This is a genomic window from Nocardia sp. CC201C (genome assembly GCF_030010695.1).
Taxonomy (GTDB): domain Bacteria; phylum Actinomycetota; class Actinomycetes; order Mycobacteriales; family Mycobacteriaceae; genus Nocardia; species Nocardia otitidiscaviarum.
In genome coordinates this window covers 1-20,741 of sequence record NZ_JASCXP010000091.1, presented here as the reverse complement: position 1 = coordinate 20,741, position 20,741 = coordinate 1, and the positions used below count along the sequence as shown (strand labels likewise).

Annotated in this window: 19 protein-coding genes and 1 riboswitch; of the genes, 8 read left to right on the top strand and 11 right to left on the bottom strand. The window is 68.4% G+C overall.

The window, feature by feature from the left end; translation table 11 throughout:
- The 3 genes from QK444_RS12585 to QK444_RS12575 form a co-directional block, all read right to left on the bottom strand.
- The coding region (locus tag QK444_RS12585; protein ID WP_282779932.1) for a MoxR family ATPase at window positions 1-1,035 on the bottom strand (1,035 nt) is incomplete at its 3' end.
- A gap of 177 nt (window positions 1,036-1,212) precedes the next feature.
- The gene (locus tag QK444_RS12580; RefSeq protein ID WP_029928687.1) at window positions 1,213-1,590 is read right to left on the bottom strand and encodes a hypothetical protein; all 378 of its coding nucleotides are present in this window, start codon (window positions 1,588-1,590) and stop codon (window positions 1,213-1,215) included.
- Window positions 1,591-1,667: 77 nt separating this feature from the next.
- Window positions 1,668-1,988 (bottom strand): PepSY domain-containing protein, encoded by a 321-nt coding sequence (locus QK444_RS12575; RefSeq protein ID WP_282779930.1) that lies wholly within the window; start codon window positions 1,986-1,988, stop codon window positions 1,668-1,670.
- Window positions 1,989-2,254: 266 nt separating this feature from the next.
- Here QK444_RS12575 and QK444_RS12570 point away from each other — a divergent pair, with 266 nt between their 5' ends.
- The 3 genes from QK444_RS12570 (at window position 2,255) to QK444_RS12560 (ending at window position 6,419) form a co-directional block, all read left to right on the top strand.
- Complete coding sequence (locus QK444_RS12570; protein ID WP_282779928.1) at window positions 2,255-3,166, top strand: M23 family metallopeptidase; 912 nt, start codon at window positions 2,255-2,257, stop codon at window positions 3,164-3,166.
- A gap of 717 nt (window positions 3,167-3,883) precedes the next feature.
- Window positions 3,884-4,852, top strand: a complete 969-nt coding sequence (locus QK444_RS12565; RefSeq protein WP_282779926.1) for a hypothetical protein — start codon at window positions 3,884-3,886, stop codon at window positions 4,850-4,852.
- 237 nt (window positions 4,853-5,089) lie between these two features.
- A riboswitch (cobalamin riboswitch) is annotated at window positions 5,090-5,260 on the top strand.
- A 241-nt stretch (window positions 5,261-5,501) separates the two neighbouring features.
- Window positions 5,502-6,419 (top strand): methylenetetrahydrofolate reductase, encoded by a 918-nt coding sequence (locus QK444_RS12560; RefSeq protein ID WP_282779924.1) that lies wholly within the window; start codon window positions 5,502-5,504, stop codon window positions 6,417-6,419.
- A 19-nt stretch (window positions 6,420-6,438) separates the two neighbouring features.
- Here the strand turns inward: QK444_RS12560 and QK444_RS12555 are convergent, their stop codons facing one another.
- Window positions 6,439-7,863 carry a short-chain fatty acyl-CoA regulator family protein gene (locus tag QK444_RS12555; protein ID WP_282779922.1) on the bottom strand — a complete coding sequence of 475 codons (1,425 nt, stop codon included), beginning with the start codon at window positions 7,861-7,863 and terminating at the stop codon, window positions 6,439-6,441.
- Between the two features lie 154 nt (window positions 7,864-8,017).
- On the opposite strand from QK444_RS12555, the gene prpD reads away from it, so the two are divergent.
- From prpD to QK444_RS12540, 3 genes are read left to right on the top strand one after another with little or no spacing between them, the layout of a single operon-like run.
- Window positions 8,018-9,523 (top strand): 2-methylcitrate dehydratase PrpD, encoded by a 1,506-nt coding sequence (gene prpD / locus QK444_RS12550; RefSeq protein ID WP_282779934.1) that lies wholly within the window; start codon window positions 8,018-8,020, stop codon window positions 9,521-9,523.
- Window positions 9,520-10,434, top strand: a complete 915-nt coding sequence (gene prpB, locus QK444_RS12545) for a methylisocitrate lyase (protein WP_282779920.1) — start codon at window positions 9,520-9,522, stop codon at window positions 10,432-10,434. Before prpD ends, prpB begins: the two co-directional genes overlap by 4 nt.
- Window positions 10,434-11,558, top strand: a complete 1,125-nt coding sequence (locus QK444_RS12540) for a bifunctional 2-methylcitrate synthase/citrate synthase (protein WP_282779918.1) — start codon at window positions 10,434-10,436, stop codon at window positions 11,556-11,558. The genes prpB and QK444_RS12540 overlap by 1 nt, the downstream gene beginning before the upstream one ends.
- A 66-nt stretch (window positions 11,559-11,624) precedes the next feature.
- Here QK444_RS12540 and katG read toward each other — a convergent pair whose 3' ends face one another.
- From katG to QK444_RS12520, 4 genes are all read right to left on the bottom strand, one after another.
- Window positions 11,625-13,829: a catalase/peroxidase HPI gene (gene katG, locus QK444_RS12535; protein ID WP_282779917.1), complete on the bottom strand. Its 2,205-nt coding sequence runs from the start codon at window positions 13,827-13,829 to the stop codon at window positions 11,625-11,627.
- Between the two features lie 35 nt (window positions 13,830-13,864).
- Window positions 13,865-14,296: a Fur family transcriptional regulator gene (locus QK444_RS12530; protein WP_282779915.1), complete on the bottom strand. Its 432-nt coding sequence runs from the start codon at window positions 14,294-14,296 to the stop codon at window positions 13,865-13,867.
- A gap of 61 nt (window positions 14,297-14,357) precedes the next feature.
- Window positions 14,358-15,125 (bottom strand): arginase family protein, encoded by a 768-nt coding sequence (locus QK444_RS12525; protein WP_282779913.1) that lies wholly within the window; start codon window positions 15,123-15,125, stop codon window positions 14,358-14,360.
- Window positions 15,126-15,181: 56 nt separating this feature from the next.
- A complete protein-coding gene (locus tag QK444_RS12520) occupies window positions 15,182-15,781 on the bottom strand; it encodes an XRE family transcriptional regulator (RefSeq protein WP_282779912.1) in 600 nt (199 codons plus the stop codon).
- Between the two features lie 91 nt (window positions 15,782-15,872).
- Here QK444_RS12520 and QK444_RS12515 point away from each other — a divergent pair, with 91 nt between their 5' ends.
- Window positions 15,873-17,102: an MFS transporter gene (locus tag QK444_RS12515; protein WP_282779910.1), complete on the top strand. Its 1,230-nt coding sequence runs from the start codon at window positions 15,873-15,875 to the stop codon at window positions 17,100-17,102.
- Between the two features lie 527 nt (window positions 17,103-17,629).
- Here QK444_RS12515 and QK444_RS12510 read toward each other — a convergent pair.
- The 3 genes from QK444_RS12510 to QK444_RS12500 all read right to left on the bottom strand — a co-directional run bounded on the left by QK444_RS12510 (window position 17,630) and on the right by QK444_RS12500 (window position 19,838).
- Window positions 17,630-18,148, bottom strand: a complete 519-nt coding sequence (locus QK444_RS12510) for a hypothetical protein (protein WP_282779908.1) — start codon at window positions 18,146-18,148, stop codon at window positions 17,630-17,632.
- A gap of 50 nt (window positions 18,149-18,198) precedes the next feature.
- Window positions 18,199-19,254: an alpha/beta hydrolase family protein gene (locus tag QK444_RS12505; RefSeq protein ID WP_282779906.1), complete on the bottom strand. Its 1,056-nt coding sequence runs from the start codon at window positions 19,252-19,254 to the stop codon at window positions 18,199-18,201.
- A gap of 167 nt (window positions 19,255-19,421) precedes the next feature.
- The gene (locus tag QK444_RS12500) at window positions 19,422-19,838 is read right to left on the bottom strand and encodes a hypothetical protein (RefSeq protein ID WP_143981154.1); all 417 of its coding nucleotides are present in this window, start codon (window positions 19,836-19,838) and stop codon (window positions 19,422-19,424) included.
- A 268-nt stretch (window positions 19,839-20,106) separates the two neighbouring features.
- Here QK444_RS12500 and QK444_RS12495 point away from each other — a divergent pair, with 268 nt between their 5' ends.
- Window positions 20,107-20,370 carry a hypothetical protein gene (locus tag QK444_RS12495; protein ID WP_306355902.1) on the top strand — a complete coding sequence of 88 codons (264 nt, stop codon included), beginning with the start codon at window positions 20,107-20,109 and terminating at the stop codon, window positions 20,368-20,370.
- Window positions 20,371-20,741: the final 371 nt, after the last annotated feature.

Here is a 20,741-nt window from a genome sequence, read left to right as displayed (position 1 = left end):
CGGGGCGACCTGCGGCAGGCCCACCGTCTGCAGCACCCGGCGGATCACGTCGTCGGGGCTGACCTCGTCGGCGAGCGCGTCGTAGGACAGCACCAGGCGGTGACGCAGCACATCCGGCACCACCTCGACCACATCCTGCGGCACCACGTAGTCGCGGCCGCGGATCAGGGCCACGGCGCGGGCGGCGGCGATGATGCCGAGGCTGGCGCGCGGCGAGGCGCCGTAGGCGATCCACCCGGCCACATCCTGCATACCGAAATCGGCGGGTTTGCGGGTCGCCGCGATCACCCGGACCACGTAGTCGACCAAGGCGTGGTGCACGAAGGTGTTGGCGGCCAGCTGCTGCAGGCGCACCAGTTCGGTGGGTTCGAGGATGCACTTGGGCTCCGGCGGGGTGACGCCCATCCGGTAGATGATCTCGCGCTCCTCCTCCACCGACGGGTAGTCCACGACCACCTTGAACAGGAAGCGGTCGCGCTGCGCCTCGGGCAGCGGGTAGACGCCCTCGCTCTCGATGGGGTTCTGCGTGGCCATGACCAGGAACGGGTTCGGCATCGGGTAGGTCTTGCCGCCGATGGAGACATGCCGCTCGGCCATCACCTCGAGCAGAGCCGACTGCACCTTGGCGGGCGCGCGGTTGATCTCGTCGGCCAGGACGAAGTTGGCGACGACCGGACCCAGCTCGGTGTCGAACTCCTCCTTGCCCTGCCGGTAGATGCGGGTACCGATGAGGTCGGTGGGCACCAGGTCGGGGGTGAACTGCACCCGGGAGAAACTGCCGCCGACCACCCGGGCGAAGGTTTCCACGGCGAGGGTCTTGGCGATACCGGGCACGCCCTCGAGCAGGACGTGTCCGCGCGCGAGCACACCGACGAGCAGGCGTTCGACCAGCCGATCCTGACCGACGATCACCCGCTTCACTTCGTAGATCGCCTTTTCCAGGGTCTGGACATCGCGCTCGAGGGTGCTGGGTGCCGACGGCGACTCCTTCACCGTACTTACCGCGTTCACACCATCACTCGAAGTCACCAACATCCCCGCTTTCGCCTCGGTCTTGTGCGTGCTGGTCCCAACTATTCCAGGTATCGCGCGCCGATGCCGCACCCGGTTCGGGAAGAGTCGCCGTTTTTTGCGAATCGACGGCCGCACTCGTGTTCGGATCGGGTGCCGATCGACGGCCCGTCCCGGCCGGAATTCGGTGTGCGATGTTTCTCAGGCCGCCGAGCGGGTGGCTTCGACGCGGCCGGTGATCCGAATGCGCGAGCCCGCCAAGACACCCGTGTACGTGCGGCGGCCATGAGTGCGCTCGACACTGGTGGTGGATTCGGTGAGGCGCAGCGCGGCGGCCCACTCGCGCAGGTGCCGCTCGGTCGATTCGGGTTGATCGCGCGGCGCGACCCGGCCGCGGAACTCCACCTCCTGCTGTTCGGCGCAGGGCAGCGAATACACGCCCTGGTGCCAAACCCACACCAGCGGAGGGAGTTCCACGCCGGTCTCGGCCACCGCACGCGCGTTCACCGCCGCGGAGATCGCGTCGGCGACCTCCATCGTGAGCGAAATCGTCTGCGTCTCGGTCGGATAGCACGTCATGCCGGGCACGGTCTCACCGATGCGCGCGAAATGCCTGTCACCGCAAGGTGCGCGTGTCCCGGCGCGGGCGGCACGGGTCAGTCGGTGCTCTCCTCCACCGACACCACCATGCCGGTGGTCGCGTCGATCTGCACCTCGTATTCGGCGCCGGTGCGGGTCGCCACGTCGACCTCCCACGTCGGCGTTCCGTCGGCCATCTCCAGTTCGATGGACTGTACGGTCGCGCCCATCAGCGCGTCCTGGGCGGCCCGCAGCGCCTCCTGATCGCTGACCGCGGGCTGCACCGCGGGTACCGCGGCGGCGGGTGCGGCTGCCGCGCCGAGCGCGGCGGCGGCCAGCACCACACCGAACGAGAATCGGCGCAGGCCGTCGGTGCCGCGAGGAATCGTGACCGTCATGATGACGCTCCTTTGCTCGGACTCCGGGATTTCGCAGGCGCGGCGGGATCGATCTTTCGCGCCCTCGCGGACGGAGCTACCACCGTCGCGGCGGTTCATGCGCGGACGTTCGGGAGGTTCGGCGGAAGCATCGTGGAGGGAAACATCGAGAAACGGCGACAGAACGGTCACGCGTGGGTACAGTTTTCGACACGTTCCCACACCGGACCGCCAGCGTCGGTGACTCCGGAGTTCGGGCGCTGTCGCTGATCTACCGAGGACGTGCTGTGTCGCTGCATCGAGAGACCTCCGGTTCCCTTTCCGTCCAGGACCTGCTCGGTGCGGTCGAGGCCGGAACATCCACCAGTCATCGCGCCGACTCCGGTTCGGGCGGATATGTCAGGGCCGTCGCGGGTGTGGCGGTGGCGGCGGGAGCGCTGCTCACCACGGTCGCCCAGCTGGCTCCGGCCGCCGCGGTCGCCGCTCCTCCGACGCCCGTCGACGAGGCCGATCCGGTCGCCGATCCGGTGCCGCTGGACATCCAGTCCGCACCCGAGCTGCTACAGGCCGCGGTGGACGCCACCGTCGCCGCGGTGACCAACCAGATGCCGCCCACCCCGACCGAGATCGCCCCGCCCGCGCAACCCGCTCCGGCACCGGCGGCCACGCCCTTCGGCCTGGCCGGGCTCCCGGCCGAGATCGCCGCACCGCTGGCGCAGGCCGAGCAGACCATCAAACAGCTCCAGCAGCAGTTCGCCCCCGCCGCGCCCGCTCCCGCACCCTTCATCGCCGCTCCTGCCGTACTGCCGGTGGGTGGCCAGATCAGCTCCGGATTCGGCAGCCGCTGGGGCGCGTTCCACTACGGCGTCGATATCGCCGACGCGCTGGGGACACCGATCCACTCGGCGCTGGGCGGCACCGTCGTGGAGGCCGGACCGGCCGACGGCTTCGGACTCTGGGTGCGTGTGCTCCAGGACGACGGCACCACCGCCGTCTACGGCCACGTCAACGACATCTACGTCGCCGAGGGCCAGCGGGTGAACGCGGGCGACGTGATCGCCACCGTCGGCAACCGCGGCCAGTCCACCGGCCCCCACCTGCACCTGGAGATCTGGGACCAGCACGGCAACAAGATCGACCCGGTCTCCTGGCTCGCCGCCAAGGGCGTACTCATGGAACAGCGCTGGGGCGCACACTGACCACACCGGAAGTGTCTCCCCTGCCCTGCGCCACTCCGCCCGCTCGCACGGAGTCATGCAGCCGCGCCAGCGCAGTAGCGCCGGGCGCCCACACACCTGAACTATGACCGAGGCGAAACGCTTTCATCTCGGTGCGCGGCACTACGGGTCGAAGAGATCGCGGGCAACTGGGACGGACTGTCGGACAGGGCCAACCTCACGGTTCCGCTTGGCCCGGCGGGCTGGATCTTCGTCGTAACTCCTCTCGGATGGGCCGCCCGTGGCAGCCGGACAAAGGGAAGCCAGGGACGTCGACGCGCTACCGATGGCGTTAATCGATGCCGGGTTCACGGCACGCCGTGTTCGCGGACGAGTTCCCGGAGATCAGCGGCGATGAGCTGTCGGGCCTTGCAGCGATTCCCCTGATCTATGGCGACTGCACAGCCGCCACGTGAACAGTAGAATACAGAACCGATCGCCTTCACCGACGAAGGTTCTGACACCGTCGCCCAGCAAAGCCGGTGATACACAGTGTCCACTGCACGCGCCCTGTGCTCTGTCTAATGAAATGGAGTTGTCATCCATCAGCATCGGCTGCCGGAGCTGTGTGCCCAGTTGACACGTACCCTCGAATCCTGCGTATTCCGGATATCCGATTGGGTCGATGGACGGTACCGGGGCGACACCATTGGCGCGCGGTCTCTCGCCACCGTCACTCGGATGTACCGAGGAATCGACGTGACCAGCGCTGCTGCCCTCCGCGGTATCAGGATCTCCGCGATGGACTTCCCGATGCCCGGCCGTATGCAACATCGAGCCTCGCCTGTAACCAAGGAGGCCGCCGCCGACATTGCGGCCAAGCGCGAGTTCGTCGTCCGCCAGGTCGAGATGGCGAAGGTCGGTGTCACCAACCTGCTCCTTCTGGGCAGACGGCCCACCGCGGCGGACTGGGCCGCGGAACATAGACGCATTATCGTGCAGCGTGCGAATCTGCCGGCAAACGGGCGGCCCGAGCATCTGCGCACGCCGTTGACCGATGCCGATCGGATCGCGTTCAACGATTTCTTCGGTAGGAATATCCGCACTGAAGGCGGCGAACTCGATCCCGAGACAGGGTATTTCGTTGGTGGACAAGAGACCCCGCTCAGCATCACCTACGCGGAGGCCGGGCGGCGAGCCCACGCCCGATTCGGGGCTGGAAACGAGCACATCGAAGAACTGCAGAACACCGTTCGGCTGTCCGACGGGACGGTAATAGACTCGAATCGACTGGTCCGGGGTGAACGCTGGGAGGAAGTTTCGCGAGCGAAGGCCGCCGCACAAGCCGCGCTCGGCCAAGACGTGTCTACCTGGCGTATGACGCGGAATAGCCACGACATCGTATCGATACCAGCGACACAGGCCGATCGGGAACGAATGCGCCAGGATGCCTATACACAGCTGGCACAACCCGATTTCACCATCAGAAACTGGGCAGACGTCCAATACAAACTGAGCCTGGGGTGGGAGATGAGAGGCGGGACCGATGGGGCGGCCAGAACACTTGCGGCCGAGGCCGGAATGTTTCATCTGAATCGCGTGCCTGTCTACCCACACGATATCGATCTCCTCGCGATGACCATGGACCAAGACAAGTTCATCGACTACATCGTCGAGCACGACCGCAGCATGCGGGATCCGGCAGGAGAACCCGTGCTGAACCCTTAGAGCCAGATTCACCAAAGGCGACCACCGAGGTGTTGACGAATGTGGTCTACGAGGTCACCGGGGTTCTCGATGCCCTCAGTGGGGCGTAGCAGCGCCGCACCGCAGGGCTCGGCGTGGCGGAGACGCGCGGTTCCGCTATATTCACGGTCGCAGCTGGTTCGCCGGAGGTGGAGTCGAGGAGCCCCTTATCCGCCCGATGGCGTCGAGCCGAGGGACGCGCGTCCGCGCGGACCGAGGTGAAGAGGGAACCCGGTGGAATTCCGGGACTGTCCCGCAGCGGTGAGTGGGAACGACGGCCGTCACAGGCACTGGGCGCGCGCCCGGGAAGCGACGGCCGGTAGGTCCAGCCCCGGACTCCGACTCCGGGGTCGACCCGGGTCGGGTCGTCGCCCACGAGTCCGAAGACCTGCCGGTTGTGCCGGATACGCCGTATCCGGCGGCCGTCGCCTCGTGGATCGGGCGCTGCGCCGAGTGGGACCCGGGCACGGGAAGATGCTGCAGGGGCTCCGTCGGTGTGCGTTCGGTGCGGGTGGCGGCCATCGGCTGTCTACCTCACGAGGCGACTATGTATTCCCCCTCCGAACCGGGGCTCTCAGACGCGGGGCGTCCGGCCCGGATTTCGCCGATCACATCCGGTGTTCCCTCGGTCGTGCGGAGTCTGCGGCGGCATTCCGGGCCGCGGGTGCCGTTCTCGGTCGAATTCAATCCACCCCGTGACGCCGCGGGCGAGGCCCGGCTGTGGCGGGCGGTGCGCGAATTCGAGCGGATGCACCCGGCTTTCGTGTCGATGACCTACGGGGCCGGTGGGTCCACCAAGGACCGCACCGCCCGCATCACCGGCCAGCTGGCGCAGCAGACCACCCTGCTGCCGGTCGCGCATCTGACCGCCGTCGGCCACAGCGTCGCCGAACTGCGCGCGCTGGTGGGCTCGTACGCCGATTGCGGAATCCGCAATATCCTGGTGCTGCGCGGCGATCCGCCCGGCGACCCGCTCGGCGAATGGCACCGGCATCCCGACGGCGTCGAGTACGCTGAGGAGCTGGTGCGCATCGTGCGCGATCTCGGTGACTTCCACGTCGGCGTCGCATCCTTCCCGCAGGGGCACCACCGCTCCCCCGACCTGGACACCGACACCGCCTTCCTGGCCGCGAAACTGCGTGCGGGCGCGGATTACTCGATCACTCAGATGTTCTTCGACGTCGAACACTATCTGCGCCTGCGGGATCGGGTGCTGGCGGCCGATCCCGTGCAGGGCGCGAAACCGATCATCCCGGAGCTGATGCCGATCACCTCCATGCGCACCGTCGCGCGCGCCGAGGAACTCAGCGGCCGCGCGCTGCCCGCGGCCGTCCTGGACCGGCTGCGCCGGGCCGCGGGCGACGGCCCCGAGGAGAACCGCGCCGCGGTCCGCAGGGTCGGCATCGAGATCGCCACCGAGATGGCCCAGCGCCTCATCGATGAGGGCGCACCCTGCCTGCACTTCATCACCCTCAACTTCGCCAAGGCCACCACCGAGGTGCTGACGAATCTGGGCTACGAGGTCACCGCCGCCCCGCTGAGCGCCTGACCGTCCACCGGTCCGCTGATCACCCGACGGTGGACGGCACGTACGGAATGTGCTGCGAGCTGTTGTCGTCCACCCGGATCGGGCGACCCAACTGCGGGAAGGCGCGCTGGGCGCAGTCGGTGCGCTCGCAGACCTTGCAGCCCGCGCCGATCGGCACGGCCGCGCTCGGATCGTCCACCGGCAGCGCGTGGGAGTAGACGAGCTTGTCCGCGTACGCCAGATCGCAGCCCAGCCCGATGGCGAAATCCCTTTTCGCGGAGAGGTATCCGGGCGTCTTCTCGTCGGTGGTGCGGGCCAGCCACAGGTAGTTGCGGCCGTCGGGCATCCGCGCGATCTGGGTGCGGATGCTGCCCGGGGTGGCGAACGCCTCGTGCACGACCCACAGCGGACAGCTGCCACCCACCCGGGAGAAGTGGAATGCGGTGGCGGACTGGCGTTTCGAGATGTTCCCGGCGCGGTCGGTGCGGACGAAGAAGAACGGCACCCCGCGTTTGCCGGGCCGCTGCAGGGTGGACAGGCGGTGGCAGACGGTCTCGAAGCCGACCTCGAATTGGGCGGCGAGCAGTTCGATGTCGTAGCGCAACGCTTCGGCGGCCGTCCAGAACCGGGTGTAGGGCAGGATGAGCGCACCGGCGAAGTAGTTGGCCAGGCCGATCCGCAGCAGTCCCCGCGACTGCTCCGGCATGGCGTCGGCCTCGTCGATGAGGTCGGCGATGACCGCGCCCTGGGTGAGGAAGGCCAACTGCGTGGCCAATTGGAAGGCACGCTGGCCGGTCGAGAGCCGACGTGCCAGGGTCAGCACGCGGTCATTCGGGTCATACACCCGTTTGGGGCCGGGATGATTCGGATCATCGGTGCGGATCGCGACCGTGATGCCGAACTCCTCTCGCAACAGGCGGGTCAGTTGCAGGTCGAGCCCGCCCGGCTGGAAACCGTTGCGCGTGAACAGTTCCTCAGCCGCGGTGTCGAGTGCGGGGATGTGATTGCGCCGGTCGTAGAAGTAGTCGCGCACATCCTCGTAGGGCATGGCCGTGGCGGAGTCGCCCCGGCCGCCGTCGATTTCGGCGGAGAAGCGCTCCATCTGCTCGGTGGCCCCGCGCAGGCGACGATGCAGGGAGACGAGCAGACGCGCCGCCGCCGGCACCCGGGCCACCAGATCGTCCATCTCGGCGGTGGTGATGGCGGCACCGTCGGGGTCCTCGGCGAAGACGTCCTGGAGGTCGGCGATGAGCCGGGCGTCGGTGTCGGCGGCGAAGAAGCCCATATCCAGATCGAAGCGGGAGTTCAGGCGCAGCAGTACCGGCACGGTCAGCGGTCGTTGATCGTGCTCGAGCTGATTGATGTAGCTCACGGATAGCTCCAGGGCCTTGGCCAGCGCCGACTGGGAAAGTCCCCGCTGTTCCCGGAGCGTGCGCAGTCGCGCGCCCGCATACATCTTCTGCATGCCCTCAATTTAGCAGCCTCGCTTTACACAACTTTCACACTTTCACCGCCGCGCTTACACAAAAATAGGCATTTGCGGGGGATTTCCATGTCCGCGCTGCCTGTATAGCGTGCGAAATATCCCGATGAACCTCGATGCCTGGGAGGCCCCGACCGTGAAGAACCATCTCGTCCGCACCCACCGCTCCGCGGAGAGCTTCCCCCGGGAGGAACATCTCGCATGGCGGATCGCCGAGGTGGCCGCCGATGCCGTGGAGGTTGCCCCGGAGACGGAGGAGATGATCGTCAACCGGATCATCGACAATGCCGCCGTGGCCGCGGCCGCGCTCACCCGCCGCCCCGTCGCCAATGCCCGCGCCCAGGCGCTGGCCCACCCCTACCGGCCCGGTGCGGCCGTCTTCGGGGTCGACGGCCGTTTCTCCCCGGAGTGGGCGGCCTGGGCCAATGGGGTGGCGGTGCGCGAACTCGACTTCCACGACACCTTCCTGGCCGCGGAGTACTCGCATCCGGGCGACAACATCCCGGCGATCCTCGCGGTGGCGCAGCACGCGGGCCGCTCCGGCCGCGACCTGATCCGCGGTCTGGCAACGGGTTACGAGATCCAGGTCGACCTGGTGCGCGCCATCTGCCTGCACGAGCACAAGATCGACCACGTCGCCCACCTCGGCCCGTCCGCCGCCGCCGGTATCGGCACCCTGCTCGGACTCGACACCGAGACCATCTACCAGGCCATCGGCCAGGCGCTGCACACCACCACCGCCACCCGCCAGTCCCGGAAGGGCGAGATCTCCAGCTGGAAGGCCTATGCCCCGGCCTTCGCCGGGAAGATGGCCGTGGAGGCCGTGGACCGGGCCATGCGCGGCGAGGGTGCGCCGTCTCCCATCTGGGAGGGTGAGGACGGTGTGATCGCCTGGCTGCTGGGCGGCCCGAAGGCCGAGTACAACGTGCCGCTGCCCGGTCCGGGCGAGCCCAAGCGCGGCATTCTCGACACCTACACCAAGGAGCATTCGGCCGAGTACCAGAGCCAGGCCCCGATCGACCTGGCGTTCCGGCTGCGCGAGCGGATCGGCGACCTCGATCAGATCGCGTCGATCGTGCTGCACACCAGCCACCACACCCACTATGTGATCGGCACCGGTTCGCGCGACCCGCAGAAGTTCGACCCCCGGGCGTCGCGCGAGACCCTGGACCACTCGATCATGTACATCTTCGCGGTCGCCCTGCAGGACGGCACCTGGCACCACGAGCGTTCCTACGCACCCGAGCGTGCCCAGCGGCCCGACACCGTCGAACTGTGGCGCAAGATCTCGACCGCTGAGGATCCGGAGTGGACGCGCCGCTATCACTCCACCGATCCGAGCGAAAAGGCGTTCGGCGCACGTGCCGAGGTGACCCTGAAGAGCGGCGAGGTCATCACCGACGAGTTGGCCGTCGCCGACGCGCATCCGCTGGGTGCGCGCCCCTTCGCCCGCGCACAGTACATCGCCAAGTTCCGTGCCCTCGCCGAGGGCGTGATCGAACCGGCCGAGCAGGACCGCTTCCTCGAGGTGGCCCAGCGCGCGGGCGAATTGTCGCCCGCCGAGCTGCCCGAAATCACCTTCTCCGTATCCACGGATGTGCTCGCCCGCGCACCCCGGTCGCCGCGGGGGCTGTTCCGATGACGGGTCTGCTCGCCGCCGCCACCTCCGCCCCCGACAAGCGCGCCGCTTTCCGGGCCGGACTCGCCTCCGGGCGGATCCAGCGATTCCCGGGAGCCTTCAACCCGTTGGTGGCCAGGCTGATTCAGGAGATCGGCTTCGACGGCGTGTATGTCTCCGGGGCGGTGCTCTCGGCGGATCTGGCCCTGCCCGATATCGGTCTGACCACGCTCACCGAGGTGGCGGGACGCGGTCAGCAGATCGCGCGGGTGACCGACCTGCCGGTGCTCATCGACGCCGATACCGGGTTCGGCGAGCCCATGAGCGCCGCCCGCACCGTCACCGTCATGGAGGACGCCGGACTCGCGGGCCTGCATCTCGAGGATCAGGTCAACCCCAAGCGCTGCGGCCATCTCGACGGCAAGGCCGTGGTATCGACCGAAGAGATGGTCCGGCGGCTGCGAGCGGCCGTATCGGCCAGGCGTGACCCGAATTTCGTCATCTGCGCCCGCACCGACGCCGCCGGGATCGAGGGGATCGACGCCGCGATCGAACGGGCCCGAGCCTATGCGGACGCGGGCGCGGATGTGATCTTCACCGAGGCACTGCACACGGCCGCCGATTTCGAGAAGTTCCGGGCGGCGGTGTCGATTCCCCTGCTGGCCAATATGACCGAGTTCGGCAAGTCCGACCTGCTGACCGCCGAGGTGCTGGAGTCGATCGGCTACAACGCCGTCATCTATCCGGTGTCGACGCTGCGCCTGGCGATGTACGCCGCCGAGGCCGGGCTGCGGGAGATCTTCGAACAGGGCACGCAATCCGGGCTGCTGGACCGGATGCAGCATCGCAGCCGCCTCTACGAGCTGCTGCGGTACCAGCGATACAACGAATTCGATTCCGAGATATTCAATTTCACTCTGGGAAGGAATCAGTGATGGGGGATATCACCGTCCCGACCATCTACAAGGGGCTCGCGGGCGTTGTCGTCGACACCACCGCGATATCCAAGGTGGTGCCCGAGACCAACGCGCTGACCTATCGCGGCTACGCCGTGCAGGACCTGGCGGCCAACTGCACCTTCGAACAGGTCGCCTACCTGCTCTGGTACGGCGAACTGCCGAACGACGCGCAGTACGCGCGGTTCTGCCAGCAGGAGCGCGCCTCCCGCCGGGCCGACCGCTCGCTGCTGTCGCTCATCGCGAAGATGCCCGACAACTGCCACCCGATGGACGTGGTGCGCACCGCGATCAGCTATCTGGGCGCGGAAGATCCCCTGGAAGACGACAATTCACCGCAGGCCAACCGCGCCAAGGCGTTGCGCATGATGGCGGTGCTGCCCACCATCGTGGCCGCCGACCACCGCAAACGGCACGGCCTGGAACCCATTGCGCCGCACTCGCAGCTGGGCTTCGCCGAGAACTTCCTCAACATGTGTTTCGGGAAGGTTCCCGCTCCGGAGCTGGTGCGGGCGTTCGAGGTCTCGCTGATCCTGTACGCCGAGCACAGCTTCAACGCCTCCACCTTCGCCGCGCGCGTGGTCACCTCCACGCTCTCCGATATCTACAGCGCGGTCACCGCCGCCATCGGCGCGCTCAAGGGACCGCTGCACGGCGGCGCGAACGAGGCCGTCATGCACGACATGCTCGAGATCGGCGACCCCGATCTGGCCGCACGGTGGCTGCGCGACAAGCTGTCCCGCGGTGAGAAGGTCATGGGTTTCGGCCATCGGGTGTACAAGAACGGCGACTCCCGGGTGCCGACCATGAAGCGCGCGTTCCTGGACATCGCCGCCGTCACCGACGGACAGCCGTGGGTGCGGATGTACGAGATCCTGGAGAGCACCATGCGTGAGGCCACCGGGATCGCCCCGAATCTGGACTTCCCCACCGGCCCGGCCTATTACCTGCTCGGCTTCGATATCGAGATGTTCACGCCGATCTTCGTCATGAGCCGCATCACCGGCTGGACCGCCCACATCGTCGAGCAGGGTGAATCCAATGCGTTGATCCGGCCACTGAGCGAATACGTCGGTGTGCCACCGCGTTCCGTCGTGGCCTGAGCGGACGCGATGCCGGGCCGGTCCCGCGCGGAACCGGCCCGGTCGTCACGCCGCGACGCGGCTGCCTCAGGCGAGGTCGAAGCGGTCGTTCTCCATGACCCCTACCCAGGCGCCGACGAAGTCGTCGACGAACTTGCGGCCCGCGTCCTGCTGGGCGTACACCTCGGCCACGGCGCGCAGCACCGAATGCGAACCGAAGAGCAGATCGTTGGCGGTGGCGGTCCAGCGGGTCTTGCCGGAGGCGCGGTCGACGCCCTCGTACACGTTCTCCGCGGACTCCGACGGCTTCCACTCGGTGCTGTCGTCGAGCAGGTTGACGAAGAAGTCGTTCGTCAGCGTGCCCGGACGGTCGGTGAAGACGCCGTATTCGGAGCCGCCGTGGTTCGCGCCGAGCGCACGCATGCCGCCGATCAGCACCGTCAGCTGCGGAGCCGTCACGTCGAGCATGTAGGCCCGGTCCAGCAGCAGCCGTTCCAGCGGGGCCTTCTCCCCGGAGCGCACGTAGTTGCGGAAGCCGTCGGCACGCGGTTCCAGCACCGCGAACGACTCCACATCCGTGTTCTCCTGGGTGGCGTCCGTGCGACCGGGCCGGAACGGCACGGTGACCCCGTGCCCGGCGTCCTTGGCGGCCTTCTCGACGGCCGCCGATCCGGCGAGCACGATCAGATCGGCGAGGGAGATCTTCTTGCCGCCCGCGGCGGAGCCGTTGAACTCCGCCTGGATGCGTTCCAGCACGGGCAGCACCTTCGCCAGTTCGGCGGGTTCGTTGACCTCCCAGTTCTGCTGCGGTTCGAGCCGGATGCGGGCACCGTTCGCGCCACCGCGCTTGTCGGTGCTGCGGAAGCTCGCCGCCGACGCCCACGCGGTCTTGACCAGCTGCGTCACCGACAGGCCGGAGTCGAGGACCTTGGCCTTGAGCACCGCCACGTCCTGATCGTCGACCAGTTCGTGATCGACCGCGGGCACCGGATCCTGCCACAGCTGCGGTTCGGGCACCCACGGACCCAGGTAGCGGCTGACCGGACCCATATCGCGGTGCAGCAGCTTGTACCACGCCTTGGCGAAGGCTTCGGCCAACTCCTCGGGATGCTCCAGCCAGCGGCTGGTGATCTCCCGGTAGATCGGATCCTCGCGCAGCGACAGATCGGTGGTCAGCATCGTCGGGGCGCGCCCCGGCCCGCCGAACGGGTCCGGGATGGTGCCCGCGCCCGCGCCGTCCTTGGCTGTCCACTGCCAGGCCCCGGCGGGGCTCTTGGTCAGCTCCCATTCGTAACCGTAGAGGTTCTGCAGGAAGCCGTTACCCCACTGGGTCGGGGTGGAGGTCCACACCACCTCGAGCCCACTGGTGATGGCGTCCTTGCCCTTTCCGGTGCCGTGCGCGCTCTTCCAGCCCAGCCCCTGCTGTTCCAGCGGGGCGGCCTCGGGTTCCGGGCCGACCAGGGCGGCATCGCCCGCGCCGTGGGTCTTGCCGAAGCTGTGCCCGCCGACGATGAGCGCGGCGGTCTCCTCGTCGTTCATGGCCATGCGGCCGAAGGTCTCGCGAATATCGCGGGCGGCGGCCACCGGATCCGGCTGGCCGTTGGGCCCTTCCGGATTCACGTAGATCAGGCCCATCTGCACCGCGCCGAGCGGACCGGACAGTTCGCGGTCACCGCTGTAGCGCTCGTCGCCGAGCCAGGTGTCCTCCGGCCCCCAGAAGATCTCCTCCGGCTCCCACACGTCGGGGCGGCCGAAACCGAAGCCGAAGGTCTTGAACCCCATCGACTCCAGCGCCACATTGCCCGCGAACACCAGCAGGTCGGCCCAGGAGATCTTGTTGCCGTACTTCTGTTTGACCGGCCACAGCAGGCGGCGGGCCTTGTCCAGGTTGGCGTTGTCGGGCCAGCTGTTGAGCGGCGCGAAGCGCTGCGCGCCCTGGCCGCCGCCACCGCGTCCGTCGGCGATGCGGTAGGTGCCCGCGGCATGCCAGCTCATCCGGATGAACAGGCCGCCGTAGTTGCCGTAGTCGGCGGGCCACCAGTCCTTCGAATCGGTCAGCACCGCGGCCACATCCGCCTTCAGCGCCTCGACGTCCAGCTTCCGGAACTCCGCGGCGTAGTCGAAATCCGCGCCGAGCGGGTTGGATTTCGAGGAGTGCGCGTGCAGCACGGAGACATCGATCTGCTCCGGCCACCAGTCCTTGTTGGTGCGCGGGCGATGGTCGGTCTTGGGGGTCGGGGCCGGGATCGCCGGGTTCTCACTCTCGCTGGTGCTGTGAGTTTCGGATGTCACGACATTCCTTCCTGAATGAATCGAGCGGGCTGCGATCAGGGGCGTGCGGCCGCGGCGCAGTCGGGGCACAGACCCCAGTAGATGACCTCGGCCTCGTCGATGGTGAAACCGCTGTCATCGGACGCGGTCAGGCACGGGGCCGCGCCGACGGCGCAGTCGACGTCGGCGATGGTCCCGCAGTTCCGGCAGACGACATGGTGATGGTTGTCGCCGACCCGCGTCTCGTATCGGGCCACCGATCCGGAGGGCTGAATGCATCGGATCAGGCCCGCGGCGGTCAGCGTGTGCAGCGAGTCGTACACCGCTTGGTGCGATACCGCCGACAGGCGGTCCCGGACGGCGCGGATGATGGAATCGGTATCGGCGTGCGGGTGGTCGTGCACGGCACTCAGCACCGCGACCCGCGGGGCGGTCACGCGCAGCGAAGCTCCCCGCAGCATCTGCTGGAACTCCGTGGCCGTGGGCACACCCAGAGTCTCGTCCGCTCTCTGGAACGAGTCAAGCATTCTGGCGGATCCGGAAAACCCGCTATCGATCGTGCGACGCCGCGACCGCGCCGGTATCGAGCAGGCCCGTCAGCGTGGCGAGCAGGTCGGCGCGCTCCGGATACTCGCCCGGCTGCCACGGGCATGCGATATCCAGGGCGACGACCCGACCGGTGGCGATCACCCGCCGCACCGCGTCGAACACGGCGTCACGGGTGGGGCCGCCGGTCACCGGATAGAGCAGACCTGGAACCTCCTCGGCGGTGATCACGTCGACGTCGATGTGCAGCAGGACCGGGCCGTCCGGCAGCGTGATCGTGTCGACGCCGCAATGCCGCACCGGCGCGGTCGAAAGGTACTCCCGCTCACCGGGATCCAGATCGCGGGCGTCGACCAGTACCGTCCGCTCCGCGGCCACCGGACGCAGCCCGAGCGGTTCGGCCATCAGGTCCGCGTGTGCCCCGAGCGCGAGGCGCAGCGACATGCCGCCGATATAGCCGGAGGTCGACGATTCCAGCGTGTGCACATCACCGTGCGCGTCGAACCAGACGACGGCGGGGTCGATTCCGCGCCGCTGCACGCCCGCCAGCGTGCCCAGGGCGACCGTGCAATCCCCCGACAGCACCACCGGTGTGCCCTCGACCGCGGCGACGGTGGCCGCCACCTCCCGGTACAGGGCGACCAGACGCTCCCAGACGGTGCCGTCGGGCAGCTCGGGCACCACGGTCCGATAGCCGGGACCGGGCATCGGAATGGCGTCCGGGGCCAAGGGTTCGTCTTGATGGAACGGCACGAGAACAGGCGAGGACATGGAGCGACGCTAGATCCGGAAACCGGTGTCCGCAATATGTTTCGGGTCGGCGGTCCTCACGCGGACGCGGTCGGCCGTCCCGCGGCGCGGGCGCGGACGTGGATGCGTTCGCCGTGTTTGCCGAAGAGGCTGAGCACCTCCACGCTGCCGCGCCCGGCAGCGCCGAACCAGTGCGGTATGCGGCAGTCGAATTCGGCCGCCTCGCCGACGCCCATGACGAAATCGTGGTCGCCGAGCCGGACGCGCAGGTGGCCGCGCAGCACGTAGAGCCATTCGTAGCCGTCGTGGGTGCGCGGGTACGGGGTGTCGTCGTGGGCGGGAATGGTCATCTTGTAGGCGCGTGGTTCGCCCTGGTGCCGCGACAGCGGGATCAGGACGCGGCCGTCCTTCCTGGTGGGTTGCTGCGGTATGCGCGGGTCGACGATGCGCGGGGCGACCACGATCTCGTCGAGCGGCACCCCGAGCGCCACCGTGATCGGCAGCAGCAGTTCGAGACTCGGTTTGCGCTGACCCGACTCCAGGCGCGACAGCGTACTGGTGGACAGTCCCGTGAGCCGGGCCAGCTCGGACAGGCTGTAGCCCTTCTGCTCCCGGGCGCTGCGCAGACGAGGTGGGATCTGCTCGATCACGGAGCCGACGCTGGGCTGTCCATCCATGGGCCCAGTCAACCAATTTGTCCCGGGATCGGCAACAACCGTTGCCGGTATCGCGGGCGTGGCCCGATGCTCGGCTCGGAGGTGAGCCGATATGAACACGACAACGACAACGACATCGACAACCACGACCACCCGACTGCCCACCGGGGTGTACCTGCTGGGCTTCAGCCTGTTCGCCATGGGCAGCGCGGAGTTCCTGCTGGCCGGAGTCCTACCCGAGGTCGCGACCGACCTCGACGTCCCCCTCTCCTCGGCCGGCATGCTCATTACCGCGTTCGCGCTGGGTGTCGTCTGCGGCGGACCGCCGTTCGCGGTGCTCAGCCTGCGCTGGCCGCGCCGGACCGCACTGATGGCGACCCAGGGCGTCTTCGCCGCATCCATCGCCCTGGGCCTGTTCGGCGACTACACCGTGCTGCTGGCCTCCCGGGTGGTGGCCGGAATCGCCTACGCCGGATTCTTCGCCATCGCGTCGGTGACCGCGATCGGCCTGGTCACGCCGGACCGCACCGCCCGGGCGTCCGGGGTGGTGGTGAGCGGACTCAGTGTGGCCATGGTGGCGGGCGGCCCCGCGGGCACCCTGCTGAGCCATTTCACCGGCTGGCGCGGCGGATTCTGGGCCGTGGTGGTCCTGACACTCGCCGGGATCATCGGGTGTCTGCTCGGAATACCCGCTGCCGCACAGGCTTCCGTGCCGCACACCGGAGCCGCGGTGACACGGGAGCTGGACACGTTGCGCAAGCCCATGCTCTGGGTGGTCTGGTCGGTGACCATTCTGACCACCGCGGCGTACATGATCACGTTCAACTATCTGGCGGCCATGCTCGCCGACATCACCGGCATGGCGGAGGTCTGGATTCCGGCCGTGCTCGCACTCTTCGGCATCGGGGCGTTCGTGGGGCTGTCCATCGGCGGCCGCATCTCCGATCGACGGCCGCATCTCGCCCTGGGAACCGGTGCGGTCGGGATCGTACTGCTGTCGGCGCTGCTGGCGGCGGCCATGCCGACGGCGTGGGTGGTGGTGCCGGTGGTCTTCCTGCTCGGGATCGCCGCCTTCGTGCTCAATCCCGCCCTCTACGGCCGGGTGTTCGCACTCGCCGGCGATGCGCCGACGCTGGCCGGCGCCACCACCGTGTCGGCGTTTCAGCTGGGCATCAGCTGCACCCCCGTGCTGGCGGCGCTCACGCTCACCCGCGGCGCCGCGTTGACCTCGGTCTGCCTGATCGGCGCGGCGCTCGCGGCGGCGGCCGTACCGCTCATCCGCCTGGACCGGGCACGGCAGGAGGCGGCGACGGAACTCGCGCAGGCGGACGAATCGCGCTGAGTTCGACGCGGGTCGACGCGGGATCGATGCCAGGAGTGAGAAGCGGCCGGGCCGGACACCGGCTCGGATCGCGGTCGGGCTCGATCGCTCTCGGCCTGGATCGCTCTCGGCCTGGATCGCTGCCGGCCTGGATCGCTGCCGGCCTGGATCGCTGCCGGCCTGGATCGCTCTCGTCCCGGATCGCTGCCGGGCTCGGATAGCACCGACGGGAGGTGGATTTCGCGGTTGGGTTCTCCCGTCGGTGCCCGTATCCGTTACAGCGTCGGTCCCGCTGCGGGACGGGGCCGCGGGCCGCCAGGGCATGCGGCCCATGGGTCTGCCGATCGGTGGGCAACCTGCCAACCCTCGACACGCTGAGAGTTAGCGAAACGCGGTTCATGATCGGAAACCCGCTGAAAGCGTAGCGTTGTCACACCGGCAGGCAAGACATCACACGAGCGTTGGCACCGAATGTCATGGATTGGTGGCACTTCCGGTCATAGATGGCCCAAAATTCGCCATACCCACACGTTTTACGGTACCCCGTATCAGCCGGGCACGCCGGTGCCGGGCAGCAAACCTCCCCGCCCGGCCAGCACCGCCTCGTCGAACAGGGTCTGATAGCTCTCCCGTGCCAGGTGAGCCACCGAGCCGGGGCGCAGGTACCCGTCGAGCTGGTGGGCGGTATGCACGAGTCGCACCGCCCATCGGCCCGCGCGCTCCCCGGTGTACAGCAGCCGACGCTCGATCTGATAGGCCAGATCCATACAGGCCGAGCCGATCTCGGCATAGGCCCGCGCCTCCGGCTCCCAGGCGGGTCGTCCGGCCTCCGCGGGTTCCAGGGCCGCCACGACCGCGGCCAGTTCGTCCCCGGCTCGCCGCAGGCGGCGTTCGTAGCGGACGAGCCCGTCCCGACCGGCCAGGCGGCGTGCGGTGACCGGCCCCTGTCGGTGGATGCGCTCGGCCTCCGCAGTCCGCGCGACTCCGCGTAGCGCGGCGGCGGGCAGGTCCCGCAGCAGCCAATCCACCGCCAGTACCGCGTCGATCTCCGCTACCAGCATCGTCATCCCGCCTTCTGCCCGTGAGGCCGCACAAACAATCGGTACCGCTCGTACCGTCAGCCGATATTGGCGGAGAGGTCCGGAATCATCCGGTACGCCTCGTCCTGCCAGGTATTCCACGCGTGAATGCCGTACGCGGGGAAGGAATAGGCGACATTGCCGCCACCCAGGGATGCCATGCGCACCTGGAAGGAGCGCGTATTGGCCAGTGCCAGCGCCTCCAACGCCATGCCGTTGGCGGTGGCGATGCTCGGCGGGTCACCGGCGGTGGGGAGACCGCTCGCGGCGGCGACCCACAGTCGGGTGTTGTTGGCGATCAGATTGGGCGCGAAGACGAACGGATCCATGCGCAGCCACTGCGGCCCCCAGGGTGGGGCCATGGAGTCGACGTTGTAGCCGCCCGCGTCCAGCATGGCCAGGCGGATGGCCTCCCGCATGCCGGGCGCGGAGATGTTCAGGTAGCCGGAATAGGCTCCCGCGAAGCTGAACTGGTCGGGATGGTAGGCCGCCAGGGTGAGCGCGGCGCTGCCGCCCATGGACAGGCCGAACACGCCGTTGCGATACGGGTTGAACCCCAGCCGGTCACGCAGCGCCCAGCGCAGGTCGCGACTGATGAAGGTCTCCCACTCGTAGCGGTAGCTCTTGCCCGGACCACCCGAGAGGGTGTCGGTCACGCCCGAGCCGGTATTGCCGGGGCCGGTGCCCGCCGGGATGCCGAAGAATTCGCTCGGGGCGTTCCAGTCGGCGTAGAAGCTGGACTGGCCGCCGACCGGCATGACGACATTGATATTCCAGCTGGCCAGCACCTCGGCGACATTGGTCTCGATCTCCCAGCCGTTGAGGTCCTCCCGCGCCCGCATCCCGTCGAGCGCGTAGACGACCCGGTTGGTATTGCCGTCGGCGGCTCGCAGCACCCGGGTCTTGATGGGGCCCATGCTCGGTGAATCCACCCAGAAGTCGAAGGCCGCGGGCGTGAACGCCGCCGTGGCCGTGGCCGTCGAGCCCACCAGGGCGATACCCGCGGACAGCAGCGCTACCAGCGCCAATGCCGCCCTCCGACAGCCGATACCGAACCATCTCACCGAATTCGACGCAGTGCGAGTCGATCGCATGGATGCCGACCCTTTCCCTCGTGCGGTCGCGAGACCACAAGGCACACAACCGGTCCCCGCACCGGACGGACGCGAGCACCGGGTGCTCGAGGAGGGTATCGGCACCCCGTCAGGAAATGTTGCTATAAATTAGCTGCAAATTCTGTGCGGTCGGTCACATCAACCCTTCAACGATCGTCTTCCGGGTTGGGACGCCAGGTCAGACCCAGGATCACGATGGCGATGCCAAAGAGCACGCACACCGGTTGCAGGATGCTGAAGGTGCGGATGACCGCGATCTGCACGATGATCCAGCCGATCAGCAGGCCGCCGCTGGCGATCGCGACGGTCGGGGCGCGGCGCTCACCGTGCGCGGCGGACCAGGAGGTGACGGCCATCGGAACCGCGACGACGAGCGCCAGGGCGAGGGCGGCGAAGACCGGACTCTCGAACGGGAGCCGCCGCACGATGGTCTGCCCCAGGTCGATTCCGCCGCCCGCCAAGCCGACGGCGCCCGCCACGGCCCAGATCGCCACGAAACCCGACAGCAGCACGAGGGCGGCCTGCTCGAGGGCGGTCTCTCGAATGTTCTGCGTGAATGCCATGGTTCGACGGTCGCGTGGCGGCCCTGGTCATCGGAAGTCGCGTTGGGCCCCGGGCCACGGGACCTTGGCCCTCGGATCGCCGCTCCGGGCGGCGACGGCACGGTCCACACCAGCCTGGATGCCGTTGGTCCTCGCATCAGGGGGGCGATCTGCCCTGCCCCGGGCGGCCGTACGCGCCGACAGTGGAGACAGTTGGCGCGCATCGCGTCGAAAGCACGGTCCGGCACCGCGTCGCGCACGATCGCGCCGGAGAAGGAGGCAGACGGTGATGTACTGGTACGACCACGGACCGAGTGGCTGGGGCTATGTCGGCATGGGCATCGGCATGCTGCTGTTCTGGGGACTGGTGATCGCGACCTTCGCCCTGATCGTGCGGATGACCGCGCGACCGGACCGGGAAGGGAAGCCACCCGTCACCCAGACCCCGGCCGAGCAGCTGCTGGCCGAGCGGTTCGCCCGCGGCGATATCGACGAGCAGGAATACATCAGCCGCCTCACCGCGCTGCGCACCCACACCGCGACCCGCACCTGACCGCCACAGCGCGTCGGCGGTAGCCGCATCGGCGGTAGCCGCATCGGCGGTAGCCGCATCGGCGGTAGCCGCATCGGCGGTAGCCGCATCGGCGGTAGCCGCGTCGGCGGTAGCCACTGACCGCCTGGACCCTGTCCTATCGGCTGCTCACTTTCGGCGGCCCCGGCGGCGACGTGCCGTTCATCAACGACTGGCCCACCCTGGCCCAGCTGGTCCACGGCCTGCTGCCCGCCGGTCTGTACCTCTACTACCTGGCCAACCTCCGCGCGATCGGTCCGGCCCGGCCGAACTGACGACCCGGCCATCGAGCGTCGCGGCCCGCCGAACCGATCGTCCGGCGCGGGCCCGTCGGCCCGCGGGGGGGGGGGTTT

Excerpts from the sequence above, each read along its gene's own strand:
- QK444_RS12580 (WP_029928687.1), bottom strand. The coding sequence starts at position 1,590 with ATGACGTGCTATCCGACCGAGACGCAGACGATTTCGCTCACGATGGAG.
- QK444_RS12575 (WP_282779930.1), bottom strand. The coding sequence starts at position 1,988 with ATGACGGTCACGATTCCTCGCGGCACCGACGGCCTGCGCCGATTCTCG.
- QK444_RS12555 (WP_282779922.1), bottom strand. The coding sequence starts at position 7,863 with ATGCAGAAGATGTATGCGGGCGCGCGACTGCGCACGCTCCGGGAACAG.
- prpB (WP_282779920.1), top strand. The coding sequence starts at position 9,520 with ATGACGGGTCTGCTCGCCGCCGCCACCTCCGCCCCCGACAAGCGCGCC.
- QK444_RS12540 (WP_282779918.1), top strand. The coding sequence starts at position 10,434 with ATGGGGGATATCACCGTCCCGACCATCTACAAGGGGCTCGCGGGCGTT.
- QK444_RS12525 (WP_282779913.1), bottom strand. The coding sequence starts at position 15,125 with ATGTCCTCGCCTGTTCTCGTGCCGTTCCATCAAGACGAACCCTTGGCC.
- QK444_RS12520 (WP_282779912.1), bottom strand. The coding sequence starts at position 15,781 with ATGGATGGACAGCCCAGCGTCGGCTCCGTGATCGAGCAGATCCCACCT.
- QK444_RS12515 (WP_282779910.1), top strand. The coding sequence starts at position 15,873 with ATGAACACGACAACGACAACGACATCGACAACCACGACCACCCGACTG.
- QK444_RS12510 (WP_282779908.1), bottom strand. The coding sequence starts at position 18,148 with ATGACGATGCTGGTAGCGGAGATCGACGCGGTACTGGCGGTGGATTGG.
- QK444_RS12505 (WP_282779906.1), bottom strand. The coding sequence starts at position 19,254 with ATGCGATCGACTCGCACTGCGTCGAATTCGGTGAGATGGTTCGGTATC.
- QK444_RS12500 (WP_143981154.1), bottom strand. The coding sequence starts at position 19,838 with ATGGCATTCACGCAGAACATTCGAGAGACCGCCCTCGAGCAGGCCGCC.
- QK444_RS12495 (WP_306355902.1), top strand. The coding sequence starts at position 20,107 with ATGTACTGGTACGACCACGGACCGAGTGGCTGGGGCTATGTCGGCATG.